Genomic DNA, 20,555 nt, shown 5'->3' with positions numbered 1-20,555 from the left:
AGGAGGCAGCTTTATTCTCCCCACACCCCACACCCCACTTCCTAACTTCCCAAATCTCTTTAACTCTTGATTAAACAATGGGACTCTCGCAGGATATAAAAGTTCTTTTAATCGAGGATAATTTAGCCGAAGCTCGATTATTAAAGGAAATTCTTAAGGGTAATGAAAAAAAAGAATTTCATCTGGTTAATGTGTCAAGATTATCGGAGGCAATTTCTCTTTTAAAACAAACAAATTTTGATGTAATTTTATTAGATCTAACTTTACCAGATAGTCAGGATTTGGAATCCTTAGCTCCCCTTTTAATTACGGCTCCGAAATTACCAATCGTGGTTTTAACTAATACTAATGATGATAATTTAGCTTTGGCAGCACTACGTCAGGGAGCGCAGGATTATTTAATTAAAAGAGAAGTAAGTTTAGAAATTTTAACTCGATCGCTATGTTATGCGATCGAGCGAAAACAGATGGAGGAAGCTTTACGAGAATCGAACGAAGCTTTAAAAATGAGCGTGATTGAACGCACTAATCAACTGGAAAAAGCTCAGGAATTAAATCAGTTAAAAACTGAATTTGTTTCCATGTTATCTCACGATTTTCGCAATCCTTTAAATAAAATTTTACTCTCGGCTGGATTATTAGAAGAAAGTCGCGATCGGTTGACAAAAGATCAGCAAGTTAGCTATTTTCGCATGATTCGATCGGCCATTAAAGACATGGATCAATTGCTCACAGAAGTGTTATTAATTGGTAGGGCCGATTCTGGGAGATTATACTGTCAATTTGATCCAGTGGATTTGCTCGATTATTGTCAGAAATTGGTAGAATCTTTTATGGTTAAGCCAGAAAAACAATCGGCAATTATTTTCCAAATTGAGGGCAGCTTAGAAAGAGGACTTTGGGATGTTAATTTAATTAAACATATCTTGACAAATTTACTGGGAAATGCTATCAAATATTCACCACAGGGAAACCCCGTAGAATTTAAGATTATTGTCGAATCCGAGCAGGTAGTCTTTAAAATTATTGATCGAGGCATTGGTATTCCCAGCAAAGATCAAGAAAATTTATTTAAACCTTTTTATCGCGGTAGCAATGTCGATAATATTCAAGGAACGGGATTAGGATTAGCCATTGTCGGACGCTGTGTGGAAGCGCACAAAGGACAAATTTACATAGAAAGTGAGGAAGGAAAAGGCACAAAGATCACGGTGATTCTACCGATTATTACCGACATTGAACACCTAAATTGAGATCAACAATAGGGTGGAACCACAATTTTTTTTTCTGCTGCCCCTCTCCCCTAGGGTTGATTCATAGTAGGGTTGATTCATGAATCAACCCTACCTCTCCTCTCTCCCTGCTCCCCTTCCATAGGATTGAGGATCACCCTGAGCGTTCATCCGATCGAGTGATTTTGCGGAAAAGTGTTAAAAAAGATTGCTGTTTGTAAAGACAACTGTTACCGTGGGTTCAAGAGTGCGCTTTGAAGGAGGAAAAATCCCATGCACCCTAACCTATCCATCTATCCCCCGATTGCTTCGCTACTTATGTAGGGCATAGATGCACAAATCAAAGATTTCAGAAGCAAAACCAATAAATTTCTGTACTGTTGCTTAAAACAGGAGTTTGATCATGAAATTACAGGGAAAAACAGCCCTAGTCACGGGGGCATCCCGGGGCATTGGACGAGCGATCGCCTTAGAATTAGCCCGACAAGGTTTAAGCAGAATTGTGATTGTTGCCAGAGATCAAGAGCGATTAGACAAACTAGCCAAAGAAATTGAGTCTCTAGGGGTCATTGCCACACCTTTAGCCCTAGATTTAACCGAAAATGACCTTGTTAGTCCTTCAATTATCCGCGTTTGGCAAGAATGTCGTGGCATTGATATCCTCGTTAACTGTGCCGGTATTGCCCATCAAACCCCCTTTCTGCGATCGCAATTTTCGCAAGTGCAAGCAGAAATATCTTTAAATCTGATGGCCATGTACACAGTTACTCGCTTAATTGCCCGCCGGATGGCAATTCGGGGACAGGGAACCATCGTCAATGTTTCCAGCATGATGGGTAAAATTGCCGCTCCTAGCTTCGCTACCTACTCGGCCACCAAATTTGCCATTTTGGGTTTTAGTCAGGCTCTCAGGTCGGAATTACGGGAACACAACATCAAAGTTGTCACCCTCTTACCCTCTTTAACCGATACGGATATGGTGCGAGAATTGCAGTTATTTCGATGGTTAAAGCCGATGAGCGCCGAAGAAGTCGCCCAAACCCTAATTACCGGGTTAAATAGGGAAAAAACGGAAATTGTCGTCGGTTGGCAAAGTCATCTAGCTCTTTGGTGTCAAAAATTGGCCCCGAAACTGCTGGAGAAAATTGTCGATTTAGCCTCTCCCTTGCGCCAAAGCAAAGGAAAGCGAGGATGGCGAGAAGTGTTTAACTAGGGTTTGATTAAATCCATCAGGGTGAGCCATGCTCACCCTAATCACCTTCACCAACAGGCAATTAAACGGCTGTCAGGGTTTTTTCTAGAAGTTGTCGGGGAGCTTGAACCGAACCACGACAGTGGATTTCCGCAGAATTATTGGGACTTTCAATTAGTTTAACTTTATCTAATTCGGCTCCTAATTGGCGGATCCGTTCCTCCAATAGTTGAGCGATATGTAAGGCAATATTTTCCGCGGTGGGAACCACTTCGGCAAAGTAGGGAATATCCTTATTTAAAAAAGTATGATCGAAGGGTTCTACTACCAATTCATCGATCGCTTTTTGTAAATCTCCTAGATCCACAATCATACCGGTGCGGGGATCAATTTCTCCCGCCACGGATACTTCTAGGTGATAATTATGACCATGACCGTTTACCCTGGCGCATTTGCCGTAGATTTCCGAGTTTTGTTCGAGGGTTAATTGCGGTAAAGCCAAACGATGAGCGGCACTAAAATGGGTTTTGATAGTTAAAGTTGCTTCCATATCTTTTCCTTGATATTCTGCCCACAATTCGGGGTGTTCAAATAGTTGAATTTTGACCAATGGTAAATAGGGTGCTAATCTTTGCCAGATAACTCTAGCGATATTTTCTGTGGTGGGTAGGGTTTGCTGAAATTCCGGCCAGACTTGATTGAGATAGGAGTAGTCTAATTGACTGGTTATCTCTCGTTTAATTACCTGTTTCACGGTGGAGAGATTCTCCACCATGCCATAAAGATTGAGTTCTTTGTATAGGGAGACGTATAATTCGTAATTGTGACCATGACCGGGAAAACGGCTACCAAGACCAAAAAGTCTTTGATTTTCGGCTTCGTCCCATTCTGGTAGATAATAGCGATGGCTGGCTGAAAACCGCGCTCGACGATTGATGATGCAATCCATAAATGTGGGCGATCGATGACTTTGTAAAGTTACGTTAAGGTAACTCTTTCTAGCATAAACCAGTTTTGTCCCCCCCAGCTTGCAGACTGGGGAAAGTTATCCCTCAATTCTGGTATGGTGCGATCGCTGTGAGTCTATATTGAGATTTTGCTATTTTTAAATATTCCGCTAGTTTCTGTTGAATTTTTTTCTTTTTTCTGGGTCTTGTGGCCATTCTAAACTGGATTTTACCCCAATATAAACCTATTTCTTTTTTTAAATGTTTGTGACTTGATAACTACTTAAGTAGATAGGTATTAAAAACTTTCAGATCCCCCCGCCTATCGGCACCACCCTTATCAAGGGGGGCAGGGGGGATCGAACCTAAAATCCATTTTTAATTTAATTATAACCAGCTACTTAACTCGATTCGTTATTCTTGATTATTGTCAGTAATAATCGCTAAAATTGCCAGTTGATGGAGAGAATAAACGGCCTTCTTGAGTGCCGCTCTCTGTTTTTTCAAGACTAGGATACCAAAAGTATTGACAAATAGACAGCTTTGCTGTAAATTTGCTGGTGATAATCCTATAATTAGTCGCTCCGTAAGGATAACAGCTAAAACTAAAAAACTATTCAGGATTAAGAATCATTTATGAAAGCGATCGTTTTGACCTGCGATAAGTACATTAAATTTGCTGATCACATGATTTATACTTATCAAAAATTGTGGCCAAGTAATCCTTTTACTTTTCGTGTTCCCTACGACAATTATCCTGAGAACTTAGCAAAATATGGCGATAAAGTGGAGTTAATTCCGATGGACTGTTCCAAGATCAGGGATACGGTTTTAAATCTCTTAAAAGACTTGCCTGATGAAGAATGGATTTATTGGTGCATGGATAATCGTTACCTGATCCGAATTCAAGAAGAGGCGGCTAATGATATCTACAATTTTGTTATCAATAACACCGAGTCCGATCTCCTAACAGTTCTCTGCCTGCGCCACCTTAAAGGTGGTTATACCAATTCTCTAAATACCAACTACAGATAGAGCATCCAGGATATAACCTCGTCCAACAATTGAAGCAATTACCTCTTTGTTCATTTCTTCGAGTCGTTGACCAATTAACAAACGTAATTCCTCTAAGTCTCTAGGTAGTTTCCATCTCAATCCTTTTTTTAGATATTGCCAAATCTGTTCAATTGGATTAGATTCTGGGCAATGTGGTGGCTGAAACATGAGAATAATGTTGTCAGGTATTTTCAGGTTTTTTGCCTTATGAAACCTGCCATTATCTAACTGTATTATCAAAATACTATCGGCAAAATATTCAGAAACTAATTCTAAAAATATTTGAAAACATTGACTGTTTAAATGAGTGAATTCGTAAAAAAAATGCTCTCCTGTCTTCGGCTCTACCACCCCATAGATATAGATCGCTTGAAATTGACCCTGCACTTTCCCGTAAGGTTTTACCCATTTTGCTGTTATTTTTCTCCCGCTGATTGTTTTCAGTCCCAGACGAGTTTCATCTTCACATAAAAAGCGAATTTTTCCTGTATTACTCATCATTGTTATCGCCATCCAACTCAGCATTGCCAAATTTTCTAGGAGGTTTTTTTTAAAATCCTCTAACCTTTCTTCTGATTGTTCTAGGCTTTTTGGTCTGGCTATTTTTGGAGACGCTTTTAGCCGATAATATACTAATTTGTGTACAGTTTTGTACTTGGCTTCTATCCCTAATTTTTCCTTTAACCATTCACAAATTTCCTCATAATTATCAAATCCTTCCTTTTCTTTTAATCTTTTTTCTAAGGTTTTTTCTGCCCACTGAGGAACTTTTCTTGGTCTTCCTGTACTGACTTTTTTAGACAATAATTTTTCGAGTCCTCCTTGACGATATTTTCCTAACCAATCTTGTACAGTGACTCTATTAGTCTGTCAAGTTTGAATTGAGGGATAGAGTTTTTTTAATTTAATACGAGCATCAGCAGTAGTAAATCTCCAGTCAACTGAATTTGACTTTTCATTTCGATTTTCTTCCCATGCCTTAATTTCTTGTTTTAAACTATCCATGTCTGGGATACGACGATCGAGACATTGACGATTCAAAACGCTCAACTCAATTTCTGCCATATTTAACCAGCTGCCATGTTTGGGAGTGTAATGAAATTCGAGTTTATCTAAAATTCTCTTGGCCTCTTCTGGTTCAAAGGCTTTATATAATGAGGCTTTTACATGAGTATTTAAGTTGTCTTGAATTACTCTAATTTTCTGGGCATCCGGATAATGCTCATCAACCAAATATTTCATTTGGTGTGCATAATCGCTCGCCGTCCTTTGTTGTGTAACTTCTACATGTCGCCCACCTTGTAATGGTTCAAAAAACATAAACATATTGGCTACACCATTACGCTCATATTGATAGTCATACCTTTCTGGTTCTCTTGGTTCGGCTGGTATTTTCTCTTTTGTTTCTTTGACTAATTGTTTACAAATCTCATCAAAACACAGCCAGGGATTTTGCTGGTCATACTCACTATGATAAATATCCAAGACATCTTCCATGGCACAGACAAACTCCGCTGATTCTTTTGGGGGAATGACCCATGATTGATTCAGCCATGGTTTCAATTCATTTTTTTTAAGGTTTTTCTGATGGTTTCTCGTGATATTTTTTCCACATATTCAAGTTCGACCATTTTATCTGCCAGCATTTGAAGTGTCCATTTTGCTCGTCCCTTTGGTGTTTCACTACAAGCGATGGCAATCAGATATGCTTCCTTTTCCCCATCGATAATTTTGGCACGGCGATGTTCTTGCTTTTTTCGAATTAATGATGATTCAATTCCTGACTCGACAAATCTTTGTCGTACTCTCTCAATGGTGGCTTGAGCAACATTTAAGGCTTCACTAATTTTCGAGTCAGTCCAACCACCTTCCTGTTGATTGACGTCTGCTAAAAGTAGTATTCTGGCATGGTTCATTTTGTAAGCTGCTATTTTTCCTTTCTTGGTTAGCTGCTCGAGTTCAGTTCTTTCGGAGTCTGTTAGATCTACAATATATTTTTTCTTCGGCATTTTTTTGTCTGAAGTTGGATAACTTCTTCCAGATTAGCTCTTTTTTTATCCCTCAAAACAAAATTGATGCTCTACTATTTCTTCCTAGCATTTCCGCGGCTTCTGTCACCGTTTTTGCCTTTTTTGTCTTTAACAAGTACAATACTTGTATTCTTTCTTTTCCTGAACCAGTTTTTTCTTTTCTAAGCAGTTCCTTGAGTTCTGCTTCACTTTCAGATATTTCTATCTTATAAACTCCTGCCATATTTTTCCTTTAACTCTACTAATATCCGACACTCCGCACTTCAAAATGTAGTATAAAGTAGCATAAACTCATTCAAGAAAAAATAAGTAAAAATACTCAGAGAATTAGTCCCAAAAAAGTGAGACAATCAAAAAGCTCAAAAATCTATTAAAGGTACAAAAATTGTCTCCTATCTCAGAGGTAAAAATTAAAAACCTAGATCACTTAGGAATAGTAGCCGGGCTAATTGACGAAATAGGAATAGTTGAAATAATCAACTCTAAATTAGGAATCGACCCCCGAGAAAAAATTTCAGCAGGAACAGTGGTCAAAGCTATTCTAATCAATGGATTAGGATTTGTTTCAAGACCTTTATACTTATTTAGTCAATTTTTTGAAGATAAAGGAATCGAAGAATTATTGGGAGAAGAAATAAAAACCGATTATATCAATGATGATAAAATTGGGAGAGTCATGGATGAATTATACAAACATGGACTGAATGATATCTTTATAGAAGTTGTCTTATCGGTCATCAAAAAATTTAAAATAGAGACAAAATATTCTCATCTAGATGCCACATCATTTCATCTAGATGGAGAATATAAAAGTGAAGAAAAAAGAGAAAGAAGAAGAGCTGCTCAAAGAAAGACCAATAATTATTACCAAAGGATATTCTCGTGACCATCGACCAGATTTGAAACAATGCGTCTTAGACTTAATAACAACCGAGGATGGAGACGTACCATTATTTGTGAGAGTCGGAGATGGAAATGAAGCGGACAAAGCTGTCTTTGGCAAAATCTTAGTAGAATTTAAAAAACAAATAAAATTTGACAGTATTATGGTCTGTGACAGTGCCTTATATAGTCAAGAGAATCTTCAACTAATTCAACATCTAAAATGGATAAGTAGAGTTCCCATGACGATAAAAAGAGCCAAAGAATTAGTCCAAAATTCAGAAATGGAAGAAATAGAGGCCAAGGAAAGAGAAAAAAGGGCAGAGCTAAATTTAGAAGGATATACCTGGAAAGAAGAAAAAGTGACTTATGGGGGAATCCAACAAATCTGGCTAATAGTAACCAGTGAAAAAAGACAAATAAGTGACTTAAAAAAACTAGAAAATAACCTGAAAAAAGAAAAAGACAAAGGGGAGAGAATTCTCAAGAGCTTGCAGAAAGAAGAGTTTGAAAATCCCCAACAAGCCCGATATAAATTAAGAGCAATTAATCAAAAATTAAACCTCGTTAAAATCCTAGAAATTGACCTAATTGCCAGTCAATCAAAAGACCATAAAACGATTTATAAAATTAGCGGCGTAGGGCAAGAAAAAACTGAAGAGATAGTCAGAAGAAGAAAGGAAGCAGGCAGATTTATTTTAGCAACTAACTTAGTTGATGAAGAAGACAAATTAGACTCAGCCGAAATGGTGACAACTTATAAAAATCAACAGTCTTGTGAAAGAGGATTTAGATTTTTGAAAGAGCCTTTATTTTTTGCGGATAGTTTCTTTGTTAAAAAAACGGAAAGAATCGAGACAATGTTATTCTTGATGTCTTTCTGCTTGTTAGTCTATAACCTCGGACAAAGAGAACTAAGAAATAGCTTAAAAAGAGCAAAGGCTGGAGTCAAAAATCAAGTCAGTAAATTAACGAGTCGTCCCACAATGAGATGGATATTTCAATGTTTTCAGGGCATTCATATTTTTATTGTGAATGGGGTCAAGCAAATTGTCAATTTAACTGAAGAACGCCGTTTTATTTTAAATTTTCTGCCTTCATCTTGTCAAAAATATTATCTGTCATCGTTAGTCTAAATAACAAAGCAACAAAGTTGATAACAATTGAGTAATATGCTTATAGGAGAGTCACTACTCCTCGAATTGTTGTGACTTAGTTTAACTCTTCGAGCCGAAAAAATATTTGGCATTTTATGATTTCTCCTCAACATCTGATTGGTTGAGTATTTTTTTTGATTATTCTGATTTTTTTTCTTTGAAAAGACCTGTAGTTTTTTATACTTCAAAGTGAAGTGCGGAATATGGGTAATATGATATTCTAGCCTATCTGTAGTCACATTTTGGAGAATTGGTATTACTTTAAAAGCGACAAATTTATTCAAGAAGGAGTCAAGATTCTCACCCCTAAAAAGCAAGTCGTTTTACGAGAAACGGTATTTTCTCAAGCAGATACTCTCCCGGATCTCTGGTCTCATCAATTCATAAAAGTAAAAGCTTTGAGAAGAGTTTTTGAAAGTTTTCCTGATCGACCATTTGTTGCTAAGGAAATGGATAGTTTCAGAATTACAAAGTTAGTGGGAGAAAGACAATTAATTGTGGACAAGAATATAGCCGTGTATGGGGAAAGCACCAGTCGCGGTGAAATCACAGAAAATTGCGCCGCTAGTTTTAAACGCTGGGGAATGGAGTTACCGACAAATATGAACATCTCTAAGAAATATCATGTAGTAGGAGAACTTACCTATCAATGGCTAGGATTAAAAATAACCCCTCCTCCCAGAGTCAAACAGTTTTTAACCGATGTTACTCGCTGGTATTGGCGCAATGTGTGAGGGCTTGAAACCTCATCTCATACTAAATCCGTTGAGTATAGGCTACATATCAGGAAAGGCAAGAGGCAAGAGGCAAGAGGCAAGAGGCAAAAGGGGGAATAAATAATCAGTTTTCGCCAATTCAAAAATGAAACGCATCAACCTCAAGAGTTGACAAAGAAAGGCTCATCAGGTACTGTCTGATCATTAACAAAAACAAATCAGACCCAAAATGAGCCACCAACATCTTAACATAGAACAAAGAAACTTGCTCTACCAACTTAGTCAGGAGGGAAATTTATCTCAACGGCAAATGGCCGTCTGGCTCGGATGTCATCAAAGCACAATATCACGGGAATTAAAAAGGAATCAAAGTTCTCTTGGCTGCTATCTACCTGACACAGCACAAGCTGAAAGCGAGACAAGGCGAAAAAATGCCAAACAACCCTTTAAAAATGTCAGCGAGTCAGCCTTAGAGTTGGTCAAAGAAGGATTGAAAGATTATCATAGTCCCGAACAAATAGCAGGTCGTCTGAAAAGAGCCAGTCAAGAATCTCTCAGTCACGAAACCATCTATCAAATGATCTATCAGAACTATCACGGATGTGGAGAGTACCAGAAATATTTACGCCGGGGGCTTTGTCAAAGAAAGAGTCGAGGCGGAGCAAAAAGTAAGCGTGGAGGGATTCCAGGGCGTGTAGATATCAGCGAGCGACCAGTAATTGCTGACCAGAAAACTGAAATCGGTCATTGGGAAAGTGACACAATGATTGGAGGCAATCATCTAGGAGTTCTCGTTACTCATGTAGATAAAGCCTCGAAATTTTTAGTAGCAGGATTAGCCAAAAACAAAACCGCATCGGAAATCAATAGAGTCACAGAAAAACTTTTTCAAGAGATTCACCCTGACAAAAGAAAAACCTTTACTTGTGACAACGGCAAAGAATTTTGTGGACATCAAGAGTTGAGTCAGAAACTAGGAGCAGATTTTTATTTTGCTACTCCTTATCATTCGTGGGAGAGGGGATTAAACGAGCATACCAATGGACTGTTAAGACAATTTTTCCCTAAGGGAACGAATTTTAAAATCGTTAAGCCAGAGGAGGTGGAAAGAGCCGTAAACTTGATTAACAATCGTCCTCGAAAATGTCTTGACTATCGTACCCCGAATGAGGTATTCTATAAAGGTAGATCAGACAGTGATGCAATTCAGACTTGAATTGGCCTTTTAATAACCAGATTTAGTATCATCTAGAAGCAGACCCGTTCTTTTTTTTTGATTGTTCAGCCAAGTTCCACAGAGACGAAATTTCGCCTCTGTTAGCCGGACTGATAGCCGATTGAATCGCTAATAATTTTCTCGAGGATTTGTGCTAGGAGGATTTTCTTGGTAGGAAAAGCTGCTACCAAACTCGAATTCCTGTCCGTAGGCTTCCTCTCCGTGTTGAGGCACATCCAAACCTTCTGCTTCCGTATTCGGTTTAACCCGCAAATCCATGAATAAACTGAGAACTTTCAGGATGACAAAAGTACCCACGGCAGCAAAGATATAAGTAGCGGCAACGCCAACAAATTGCGTCCAAACTAAGCCGGGGTTGCCAAATAGTAAACCGTCATTACCGAAGGAATTAACCGATTTAGTCGCAAAAACCCCCGTAAGGATTGCCCCTATTGTCCCACCCACACCATGGACGGGATAGGTATCCAAAGAGTCATCAAAGCGCAATTTTGCTCGGAGACTAACCGCAAAAAAACAACTAAGGGCAGTGATCGAACCAATGAGAATCGCCCCAATCGGCAGCACATAGCCGGCAGCGGGAGTTATACCCACTAATCCCCCCAAAAATCCACTAGCAATACCGATCGCCGTCGGTTTACCGCGTAAAATCCATTCTATAAACATCCATGTCAAACCACCAGCCGAAGCGGCGATACTGGTATTAACAAAAGCTGTGGTGGCTAGGGAACTAGAGGAAAGTGCGCTACCCCCATTAAAACCAAACCAACCAAACCAGAGTAAACCGATACCGAGGAGAACAAACGGCACATTATGGGGTGCATAGGTTTGAGTGCCAAAACTACGCCGCGGACCGATTACCCAAGCGGCCACCAGTGCGGAAATCCCGGAACTAACGTGAACAACGGTTCCACCGGCGAAATCCAGCGCCCCAGTGGCTGCTAACCAACCCTTACCCCAAACCCAGTGAGCTAGGGGAGAATAGATAAAGGTGGACCAAAGCAGTAAAAACCAAAAATAGGCCTTAAAGTTGACCCGTTCCACGATCGCCCCTGAAATTAAAGCCGGGGTGATGATCGCAAACATCATCTGATAGACCATAAACACTTGATGGGGAACGGTGGGTGCATAACCGATATTGTCAGGTGCGGCGGCGGTGACACCGTTAAGAAAAATCCAATCCAGACCACCGATAAAAGCTTCAATCCCTTCACCAAAACCACTTTTACCCGGGGTGACATCAAAAGCGAGACTATAACCCCAAAGCACCCAAGTTACACCAATTACGCCCATGGCTACCAAACTCATCATCATGGTGTTGAGGACGTTACGCGAACGTACTAAACCCCCATAAAAAAAAGCCAGTCCGGGGGTCATTAATAAAACTAAAGCCGACGAGATCAGCATCCAAGCTGTATCTCCAGCACTAATCGGATTGGGGGGAGCGGCGGCGACGGTTTCCGCAAAAACCGGGGCAACTCCGAAATTGAATCCCAGTCCCAGCAAAAGCATGGTTATTCCTACGATCTTTTTCATTGACGGTTGGTGCCTAGTAGCAAGATTAATTTTTTCTGTCTGGAAAGAGACAAAAAACCGAAAGAGAAAAGGTTTAGAAGCTAATTATAGCCACCGATCGCATCGGGGCGAGGCCTTCTTCCTTTTCTCTTTAACTTTGTCGGGGATAAGTTAATCTATCTTTACAAGGTTTAACCTAACGAGCGCTAGGCGTTTCCATGTCAACACTGGAAGCATAATAGCCACCAGTAACGATATCGGACTCCTTGACGAAACCGCTATAGGCTTCCATTCCGTGTTCACCCACATCCAAACCTTCCATTTCTTCTTCGGGAGTAACACGAATACCGAGGGTAGCCTTAAGGATTGTCCAAACAATACCACTGACAATCACGGTAAATGCCCCTACTGCCACAATTCCGATAATTTGGTTAATAAACAGTTGGAATTGACCGGTGATTAAACCCGCATCTTTGTTGAAGATACCGACGGCTAAAGTTCCAAACACACCACAGACGAGGTGAACGGAAGTCGCACCCACGGGGTCATCAATTTTCAGGTTATCGAAGAAAGACACCGAGTAAACCACGACTACACCGGCAATTAAACCGATGATTGCCGCCGACCAATAGGAAACACCATCACAACCGGCAGTAATGGCTACTAAACCGGCCAGAATACCGTTAATAATCATCGAAAGGTCAGGTTTACCATCTTTCGCCCAAGCGGTAAAGGTAGCGGCAATGCCACCCGCGGCCCCGGCGAGGTTAGTGGTGACAGCGATATAGGGTACAGTTTCATTAACTGCCAAAGTAGAGCCGGGGTTAAAACCGAACCAGCCAATCCAGAGAATTAAACAACCCAAGGTCGCGATACTCATGTTATGGCCGGGTAAGGCACTGGTGCGACCGTTGATGTATTTACCCATTCTCGGGCCGAGAATTGCCGCCCCGGTTAAAGCAGACCAACCACCCACCGAGTGAACCACCGTCGAACCAGCGAAGTCTTTAAAACCAAGGTCAGCTAACCAACCGCCACCCCAAACCCAGTGACCGGTGATCGGGTACATGATACCGACGATAATTAAGCTAAAAACGAGGAAATCGACGAATTTAATCCGTTCTGCCACCGCCCCAGATACAATGGTTGCCGCCGTTCCCGCGAAAGCTACTTGGAACAGGAAGAATACTGAGGTGGGCAAGGAGGCAGGCATAACGTAGGTGGCGGGATCGCTACTGCTAAGGAACCAGCCTCCTGTACCGAAAAATTCGTTACTGACAGACCCAAACATCAGGGAGAAACCGATCGCCCAAAATGATATGGTGGAGAGGGCGAAAACGATCAGGTTTTTGGCCAGAACGTTAACGGCGTTTTTCTGACGACAGAATCCCGTTTCTAGCATCGCAAAACCCGCATTCATAAAGATCACGAGGATGGCGGCAATTAAAACCCAGATTGTATTGAGGGCGTTTTGGACATCTTCGGGGGTTAAGGGTTTCGCATCTTGGGCCTGTACGGCCGTGTTCCAAACCACAAAAATAATCGCAGACAAGGGAACACAGGCTAACCAGACAGGGTTAATTTTCGGTAATAAACCGACAAGTTCCCCAGATTTTCGAGCAATTCGTTTCATCGTTAATTCGTTTACTTTGTTGAGTTAGTAGGTCGATTCATTACTTTTGAAAATAATTACCGAGCAATTATGTCCGTTCAACCGCTAAATCCTAGGAACAGAGGTCAATCATTTCAGAAGACCAAACGCCTAGGGATTTATCTTGATGTGTGAGTAGTCAATGTTTTTCGATCTTTGTTTTTTTTTATTTGAGATTTCTGTATCCTCTGATACGTTTCACTTTAAAATAATAATAGTAGAGAAGTGATCAGCTTTTTAGCTATCGGTCGTCAGTATTCAGTATTCAGGCTTCGACGGTGAGACTTCGGCGTGAGCTTTTGTCGAATGCTCAGTGGTTCGACAAGCTTACTAACACGAACACTCAGGCTTCGGCCGTGAGATCAACCGAACGGAGTCAGTAAGAATTGCGGCAATTCACATTTCTTAAGATAGACAACAGAATTTATGTCCGACTACTTAGCGGAAAAAATCGATCTTGATGGGGTAGCAGCAAAATTACTAACTAGGGCTGGCTGAATAAATCTAAAACCCCTGTTGGGTAAGACTTTTAGACTTTTTGGAAATCAAAAAGTACCGGATATGGGAGTGATCGGGGGTAAAATTCAGGTACTTTTTCTCTGAAAATTAGGTAGTTGACCCTGGCGGTTCGACGGATTCGACAAGCTCACACCGAAGTCTCACCGTCGAAGCCCATACCCTGTCCCCACGAAAAACTTTTTCAGCCAACCCTAAATATAGCGGTTCTCGTACCTGTACGGCACACTTAAACCTTTGCTGATTAAGCTTTTCAAGATCGAGAATGTACCTTTTGTGAATGGGAAACGCTATAATCAGTTTTCAATAAGCGGATTTAGTATTAAAACAGGCAGTCCACAATCAAATCCATGAATGGTAGGGGTGGTGCGTTCCCAAATATTGGTTAACCTTGAAATTGTCATGTTTTCAGGGAACGCACCCTACAAAGCTATGGATTGAAATGGGAAGGACAGCCCTATAATATTTCTCTGTACTTTGTTAAATAAAACCTCCAGCTTTTAAAGTTACGTTGTGCTTATCTCAATCAGGCAATTGCCACAGCATTTGTACTTATTGCCTAAATGGGATGCTCCCTCTATTATAGTTATCCAAATTTATAATTTAGGCTAATCGCTATGGAGCCATTTACCCTTGCAGGAATAGTTGCTCTTGTCTTAGTTGGTATTTTCAATAAAACAGGGGAAGTTATTGTCGAGGAAAGTGTTGAGCAAATCAAAAAACAATTGGCTCAAAAGTCACCTGACACGCTTAAACAATTAGAAGCGTCTTCGGAAGATAATACAGACGCTCTGGCACAGCCGATACAAATGATGGCGACATTAATTGAAAAAGATGGAGTATTTAAGCAATTAGCAGAAACCGTAGCCAAGCAAAACCTCGACAAGCAAGCTCAAGCAATTAAAATCATTAAGAATCTTGGATTTATTGCAGAAGCAGGTTCTAATGTAACGGTTACTCAGAATTTTTATTGACTGAAGCCGCCTGTTACGGAGCAGGTCAAACAAAACCGTGATGAAATTAATAAAATACCTCCTCAATTTCAGACTTTGATTGCCGATAAAACTGAGGATTTTGTTGGTCGTGAATATGTATTTAATGAAATTAATTCATTTATTACGAGTAATTCTAAGGGTTATTTTACGGTTATTGGTGATCCTGGACAGGGTAAAAGTGCAATCTTGGCTAAGTATGTTCAGAATACTAGCTGTATTGCTTATTTTAATAGTGTCCTAGAAGGTCTGAATCGTACTGAACAGTTTCTTGAAAGTATTTGTAATCAGTTAATTGAGCGTTATCAGTTGGACTATCACTCATTACCAACTAATGCGACACAGGATGGAAAATTTCTAGAACGATTGTTAAATGAGTCTGTTCAAAAAGAAAGTGAAAATCCGATTATTATTGTTGTTGATGCTTTAGATGAGGTAGATCAATCTAGTTATCGAGGTGTTTCAAATATCCTTTTTTTGCCGTCTCATTTACCGAATGGAGTTTATTTTATTCTAACTTTACGGAGAGGTGTTGATGTTCCGATGACAGTTTATACTCCTTCTCAGTCGTTAAATTTACTTGATGATAAATATCAAGCTGATAGTGAACGAGATGTTAGAACTTATATTCAAAATCGAGTTAAAAAAAGCGAAAAATTACGTCTTCAAATACTAGAAAGAAAGGAAACAGTTGCAGATTTTACTAATAAAATTAGTAATAAAAGTGAAAATAATTTTATGTATCTCCGCTACGTTCTCTCAAATATAGAAAAAGGGGAATATAAGGATTTAACACTAGAACAATTTCCAAAAGGCCTACAAAGTTATTATATGTTTCACTGGCGACGAATGGGAATGACAGATGATCCTTTACCTGTTGAAAAGATTAAAATTGTAATTGTTTTAGCCGCAGTTAAACAAGCTGTTTCTCAGCGTAAAGTTTGTGATTATTCTAGGGAAAGTCCTTTAACGGTTCAGGACATTTTATTAAAATGGAGACAATTCTTACATGAAATCATGAAAGATAATGAAAAGCGTTACGGTATCTATCACTCAAGTTACCAAGATTTTTTACATGGACTTACAGAGAATGATTATCCAGTAACATTTCAGGAAATTCATAGGAATATTTCTCAAGTTGATTCTAACCTTTGGAAAAAGAGAAAGGAGATGAAAAAACGCCACCATGAATGAGTTTGAAGATTTCTTGCCAGAAGATTTAGATACGATGTTGGATTTGCCTTTTCATTTGACAAAAGGAGAGGCGGTAGAGGATTTGTATGAAATTTTGACGGATTTCATGTTTCTTGACTACAAGTTATCCCGAAAAAAAGAGGTTCAATCGTTAATTGAAGATTATCGTTTGGCGTTGGAGTCTCAGCTTGTTTTCTCCAATGAAGACAGACGAGTTTTAGAGTTAATTTTTAGAGCAGTTGAGCAGTCGGCAAATGTTTTACAACAGGATAAATATCAATTGCCAGGGCAGTTGTTAGGTAAATTGATGAAGATTGATGAACCGAAGCTAAAGCCTTTTTTAGAGCAGATTAATGATTGGCGGGAATATGCTTGGTTAAAACCGATAAAAGTTGACATGATTTCACCTCAAGATTCTTTAGTGAGAACTATCGCAGGGGGTAATATTTTTCATGCAATGGCAATTAGCGATGATGGTAAATTTGCTGTAACGGTACGCAATGGTTTAGTCGAACAGTGGAATCTAAAAACAGGAGTCTTAATTAAAGATTTTACTATCAGAGAAACTTATCGAGTTATTGCCTCTAATTTTTATAACTTTGACTCAGTTGAAGATGAGGAAGATGGAAAAAATAAAAAGCAACAAATTATAAATAATATTATTGTTGAAAAAGAGATAATAGAAAGAACTCAGTTTAACTTAATAACAATTAGTCCTGATGGAAATTGGGTCGGAACTGTTTCATCTAGAAAGTCACAACCTATTGGGGCAGGCATAGCGATTTCCGTATTTGAGCTATGGAATTTAGACGAAAATAGTTCGGTGCTTTGCTTTCCGTTAGCTAGATCTACTGCTTATAATGGCTACAGAGATGATGATGAATGTGATTGTCTTGCGCTAAGTTTAAACGCAAAATACCTTACTTTTAGCCGTAATGAAAATTTTGGAGGTTGGTTTAGTTTATATGTAGTTGATTTAGAAAAATATTTTTTACAAATATTAGATTTTAGAAGTATTAATATTAAATCATGTGTTCCTGGTTATCATGAGAAAATCGATCCAAATAATCGAACTTCAAGTTATCTTAATCACTTAAGCTGGATTTGGATTGATATTGACAATGAAAAAGAAATTGATACGCTGGCTATTGGAGATAATAATCGTTGGTTAATTGTTAGACAGGGTGAATATATCAAGATATGGGATTTAGTGAAAGGTCGTCTTCAATTAATTATTCGTGTAAATAATATTCCTTCAATTAAGCGTTTTAAATTACACTCATCAAAATCCTTACTTTTTTTAATAACCAGTATGGGCGTTTATAAAGTCAACCTAAAAAATTATTTAATGAAAGACTATGATATTTTAGATAAAAAATGGGTAAGAGTGATTAATTTTCTTAAAAAAACTATTACATATTTTAGCTTTCCAAAAATAGAAGATGAGGATGAAAAAATAGATAAAATAAATAAATTTTTTTCTGACATATTTGATGAGTTTCCTTCACTACATTTTAAATACTCTTATCTTGAAAAAAACTCTGAAGATGATCTTATCAAACTAAATTGTAGCTTTAAATATTATAATTATAATAATTTATTCCAGCGATTAGTTTACTTATTAGTCAATAAAAAAATAACCAATTTGCGAAAACTTAGAACTCTTCCTATCACAAAGATTAACATTAATATACCCAGTTATATTGTTCCAGATGATATAACTCCAGACTTTCAATGGTTTATTCTAAAAGGTAATAATGGAGGCATTAAACTATGGCATCTGTAGGATTTGATTTTAATTATAAAATTGCCATTAGTCTTGATGGGGCATGGGTTCTTTTTCGGCAGGAACCTAATCTTTTAATCGTCGCTGATTCGGTAACAGGTCAACAATTCAATACCTTAAAATTAAGTCCTTTTAAATATCGAAGAAAAAATATTGCTATTAGTGCTGTTGCCAAAAGTGTTAATCAACTCTGGTTAATTTTTGTTTATGAAGACAATACTTTTGATGAATGGTTTTTAGCGCAAATTTTCGCAGAAAATACAGAAAAACAACCCAATCCTCCTTTTATTTATAGAGCCGTCAGCCAAAATGGTCAATGGGCTTTAAGGGAAACAAAAAGAAGATGTTTTCAATTGCACGATTTAAAAGCTAACGAAATCACTTCACTTGGTTATAGCTTACTACCAGAAATTAAAAAAAATGATGAATATTTTTGGAAAAAAATAATTTTATCAAATGATGCAAAATTTGTTATTACGCCTAAATTAGAAAATGATTTTCTTGATGGCGGATATAACTATGAAAGAGGATTGCGTTACTTTGATTTAATTAATAAAAATCCTATTCCTATTCTTGAGAATAATTCTTATACTAGCTTTTCTCTTTCAGATGACAATAAAATTTTAGTGCTTGGTTTTGAAAACGGTAAAATTGAGTATTATAGATTGGGAAATGGGGAGAAATTTTCATCACTTCTTTTACATCAGTCTCCTGTCACTTTTATAAAGACAAAATTTATAGACGGAGTTTTAACAACTCTTTCCGCCTCACAAAATGGACAAATTATTCTTTTTACGAATAGAACTACTGCTTTTAAATTAGAAAATCACGTCAGCCTTATCCTTTTTTCACCAAATAATAAAAATATAATTATTGGAGATGTAATTGGGAGAAACTTAGATAGAGAACAATACCATTTATTTGAAGTTATCACTCCATCAGTTTTTCCTGAAAAAATAAATTTATTTTTATCATCACAAGAGGCTATTGAAAAAAATAGTTCAAATAACTACTATATTCTATTGGGGTACGATAAAGATAAAAACGAAGTTGTTTATCACTACTTACAAAAAAATAACGAAAGAATAATTATATTGTTTGAATCCTCAATTAACGCTCATTTTTTTAATCAAGAAATATTAAAAGAAGATAATTTTATTGCTTTTACTGTTGAAAAAGTATCCGAAAAACTCATTAAAACTTTTTGTGAAGAATCAGGATATTCATGGGAATTTATTTCTGATAAGCAGGATACTTTAATCGAAAAAAGTTTGCATTTTTGGGAAATTCCTCAAATTAATCCGTATATTAATTTTTGGATGATTGGGCCTGGGTTCCTAAATTTTAAGCTCTATCTTAATCAACGCTTATATTATAAACGAGAAATATTTATTGATGAATCGAGACAATCTGCCTTGCCTTTTTTTCCCATACCAAGCCTTAATATATGGACTGATGATTTAGATGGCTCCTTATTATTCTTTTTTCCTAGTTCTCATGTTTATTACAAAATTAATTTTAAAATCAGTTGTCTTATTGCTAATAATCAAGATGGAAAAACTTATATGGATCTCTATTATGCTTGTGTAAGGGCAGATTATCAAGTTGAGTCTATTTTGCTAAATTTTTTAGAGCAACAAGAAAAACTCTTAGGGAGAACTCACGAAAAACTGATTGAAACACTCAATAATCTTTATAATATTTACTCAAAGCAAGGTAAAACAACTGAAGCGGTAGCAATAATGCAAAGAAAGGAGGAACTTGAAGAATTATACAAGCCTGAAGAAATTATTTTAGCTGCTAGTGATGCCTGTTGGATGCGGGCATTTATCGGTGAGCAAGAGACCTATCCAATTCTTGATAGTTCTTATATTCGTTTTAATGTTAGTCCAGATAAAATTTTCACGCCACCATTAACATTAAATATAGAAAATGAGATTATGAACTCAGGAGAAGTTATAGACATAAAAAAATCAGATAATAACATTGAATTGAATACAACTAAACAAATTCATGTTATATACCTAGTTCAAGAAATTCGTGTTTTATTAAGTCAGATTTTTGAAAATTTTCAATTGATCGTTGAGCCTGATACAAACAAAATAGAATTGTTGAAAAAAACATGGAATGATATTAAACTTTTATTTCATAAATTTGATTTTCAAGAAGATGGGCAATACTTAATCCATAAAATTAAAACAAGTCAACTTTCTAGACAACTTAAAAAATTTATCAAAAATCCCAATAATATTTCTCATCCAGCAATTCTCGTTACATTTATAATTCCTGTCATCTTATTGTTTATTATCGGTCAAGATAACAACTTTCCTTTTACATTCAAAGAAGTAATACTCACCCAAAATCCTCTTTGATTATTGAGAGAATTAATTTCAATTTTATGCTTTAGCTTTTTTACTATCGTAGTTTTAGGCAGTTTAGCTATCACACCAATCTT

Annotated in this window: 14 protein-coding genes and 2 pseudogenes; 10 read left to right on the top strand and 6 right to left on the bottom strand. The window is 37.7% G+C overall.

Annotation, left to right across the window (positions count from 1 at the left end):
- Positions 1 to 77: 77 nt before the first annotated feature.
- On the top strand, positions 78 to 1,253 hold the full coding sequence (locus ACQY1X_RS05320; protein WP_002777483.1) for a hybrid sensor histidine kinase/response regulator: 1,176 nt from the start codon (positions 78 to 80) through the stop codon (positions 1,251 to 1,253).
- A 382-nt stretch (positions 1,254 to 1,635) separates the two neighbouring features.
- Complete coding sequence (locus ACQY1X_RS05315; protein ID WP_002777481.1) at positions 1,636 to 2,445, top strand: SDR family NAD(P)-dependent oxidoreductase; 810 nt, start codon at positions 1,636 to 1,638, stop codon at positions 2,443 to 2,445.
- 61 nt (positions 2,446 to 2,506) lie between these two features.
- Here the strand turns inward: ACQY1X_RS05315 and ACQY1X_RS05310 are convergent, their stop codons facing one another.
- Positions 2,507 to 3,373 (bottom strand): 6-pyruvoyl trahydropterin synthase family protein, encoded by an 867-nt coding sequence (locus ACQY1X_RS05310; RefSeq protein ID WP_002734811.1) that lies wholly within the window; start codon positions 3,371 to 3,373, stop codon positions 2,507 to 2,509.
- A 634-nt stretch (positions 3,374 to 4,007) separates the two neighbouring features.
- On the opposite strand from ACQY1X_RS05310, the gene ACQY1X_RS05305 reads away from it, so the two are divergent.
- Positions 4,008 to 4,406 carry a hypothetical protein gene (locus ACQY1X_RS05305; RefSeq protein WP_430014122.1) on the top strand — a complete coding sequence of 133 codons (399 nt, stop codon included), beginning with the start codon at positions 4,008 to 4,010 and terminating at the stop codon, positions 4,404 to 4,406.
- Here the strand turns inward: ACQY1X_RS05305 and ACQY1X_RS05300 are convergent.
- The 3 genes and pseudogenes from ACQY1X_RS05300 to ACQY1X_RS05290 form a co-directional block, all read right to left on the bottom strand.
- Positions 4,386 to 5,279: pseudogene (locus ACQY1X_RS05300) on the bottom strand (IS630 family transposase); the annotation flags it as partial. The gene ACQY1X_RS05305 and the pseudogene ACQY1X_RS05300 sit on opposite strands and share 21 nt — an antisense overlap.
- An 18-nt stretch (positions 5,280 to 5,297) precedes the next feature.
- A protein-coding gene (locus tag ACQY1X_RS05295) for an IS630 family transposase (protein WP_430014121.1) occupies positions 5,298 to 6,436 on the bottom strand; the annotation gives its coding sequence in 2 pieces (ribosomal slippage) (positions 5,298 to 6,004 and positions 6,004 to 6,436; 1,140 coding nt in all).
- A 52-nt stretch (positions 6,437 to 6,488) separates the two neighbouring features.
- Positions 6,489 to 6,680, bottom strand: a complete 192-nt coding sequence (locus ACQY1X_RS05290) for a hypothetical protein (RefSeq protein WP_002732835.1) — start codon at positions 6,678 to 6,680, stop codon at positions 6,489 to 6,491.
- Positions 6,681 to 6,842: 162 nt separating this feature from the next.
- On the opposite strand from ACQY1X_RS05290, the pseudogene ACQY1X_RS05285 reads away from it, so the two are divergent.
- From ACQY1X_RS05285 to ACQY1X_RS05275, 3 genes and pseudogenes are all read left to right on the top strand, one after another.
- Positions 6,843 to 8,475: pseudogene (locus ACQY1X_RS05285) on the top strand (IS1634 family transposase).
- A 263-nt stretch (positions 8,476 to 8,738) separates the two neighbouring features.
- The gene (locus ACQY1X_RS05280; RefSeq protein WP_242028803.1) at positions 8,739 to 9,230 is read left to right on the top strand and encodes a hypothetical protein; all 492 of its coding nucleotides are present in this window, start codon (positions 8,739 to 8,741) and stop codon (positions 9,228 to 9,230) included.
- Positions 9,231 to 9,441: 211 nt separating this feature from the next.
- Positions 9,442 to 10,428: an IS30-like element ISMae39 family transposase gene (locus ACQY1X_RS05275; protein WP_002732932.1), complete on the top strand. Its 987-nt coding sequence runs from the start codon at positions 9,442 to 9,444 to the stop codon at positions 10,426 to 10,428.
- A gap of 129 nt (positions 10,429 to 10,557) precedes the next feature.
- Here ACQY1X_RS05275 and ACQY1X_RS05270 read toward each other — a convergent pair whose 3' ends face one another.
- Both ACQY1X_RS05270 and ACQY1X_RS05265 read right to left on the bottom strand, forming a co-directional pair.
- A complete protein-coding gene (locus tag ACQY1X_RS05270) occupies positions 10,558 to 11,982 on the bottom strand; it encodes an ammonium transporter (RefSeq protein ID WP_430014119.1) in 1,425 nt (474 codons plus the stop codon).
- Between the two features lie 175 nt (positions 11,983 to 12,157).
- Positions 12,158 to 13,594, bottom strand: coding sequence for an ammonium transporter (locus tag ACQY1X_RS05265; protein ID WP_430014118.1), 1,437 nt, complete (start codon positions 13,592 to 13,594; stop codon positions 12,158 to 12,160).
- A gap of 1,151 nt (positions 13,595 to 14,745) precedes the next feature.
- Here ACQY1X_RS05265 and ACQY1X_RS05260 point away from each other — a divergent pair.
- The 4 genes from ACQY1X_RS05260 to ACQY1X_RS05245 all read left to right on the top strand — a co-directional run bounded on the left by ACQY1X_RS05260 (position 14,746) and on the right by ACQY1X_RS05245 (position 20,472).
- The gene (locus tag ACQY1X_RS05260; protein ID WP_002733541.1) at positions 14,746 to 15,102 is read left to right on the top strand and encodes a hypothetical protein; all 357 of its coding nucleotides are present in this window, start codon (positions 14,746 to 14,748) and stop codon (positions 15,100 to 15,102) included.
- Between the two features lie 75 nt (positions 15,103 to 15,177).
- Entirely contained in the window at positions 15,178 to 16,314 is a 1,137-nt protein-coding gene (locus ACQY1X_RS05255; RefSeq protein WP_430014117.1) for an ATP-binding protein, read from the top strand.
- Positions 16,307 to 18,100, top strand: coding sequence for a hypothetical protein (locus tag ACQY1X_RS05250; protein WP_430014116.1), 1,794 nt, complete (start codon positions 16,307 to 16,309; stop codon positions 18,098 to 18,100). Before ACQY1X_RS05255 ends, ACQY1X_RS05250 begins: the two co-directional genes overlap by 8 nt.
- Positions 18,088 to 20,472, top strand: a complete 2,385-nt coding sequence (locus ACQY1X_RS05245) for a DUF3110 domain-containing protein (RefSeq protein ID WP_430014115.1) — start codon at positions 18,088 to 18,090, stop codon at positions 20,470 to 20,472. The genes ACQY1X_RS05250 and ACQY1X_RS05245 overlap by 13 nt, the downstream gene beginning before the upstream one ends.
- The last annotated feature ends 83 nt before the right edge of the window (positions 20,473 to 20,555 follow it).

The sequence above is a fragment of the Microcystis protocystis FBCC-A270 genome, assembly GCF_050500235.1.
Classification (GTDB): Bacteria; Cyanobacteriota; Cyanobacteriia; order Cyanobacteriales; family Microcystaceae; genus Microcystis; species Microcystis ichthyoblabe_A.
This window is presented reverse-complemented; position numbering and strand designations above follow the sequence as displayed.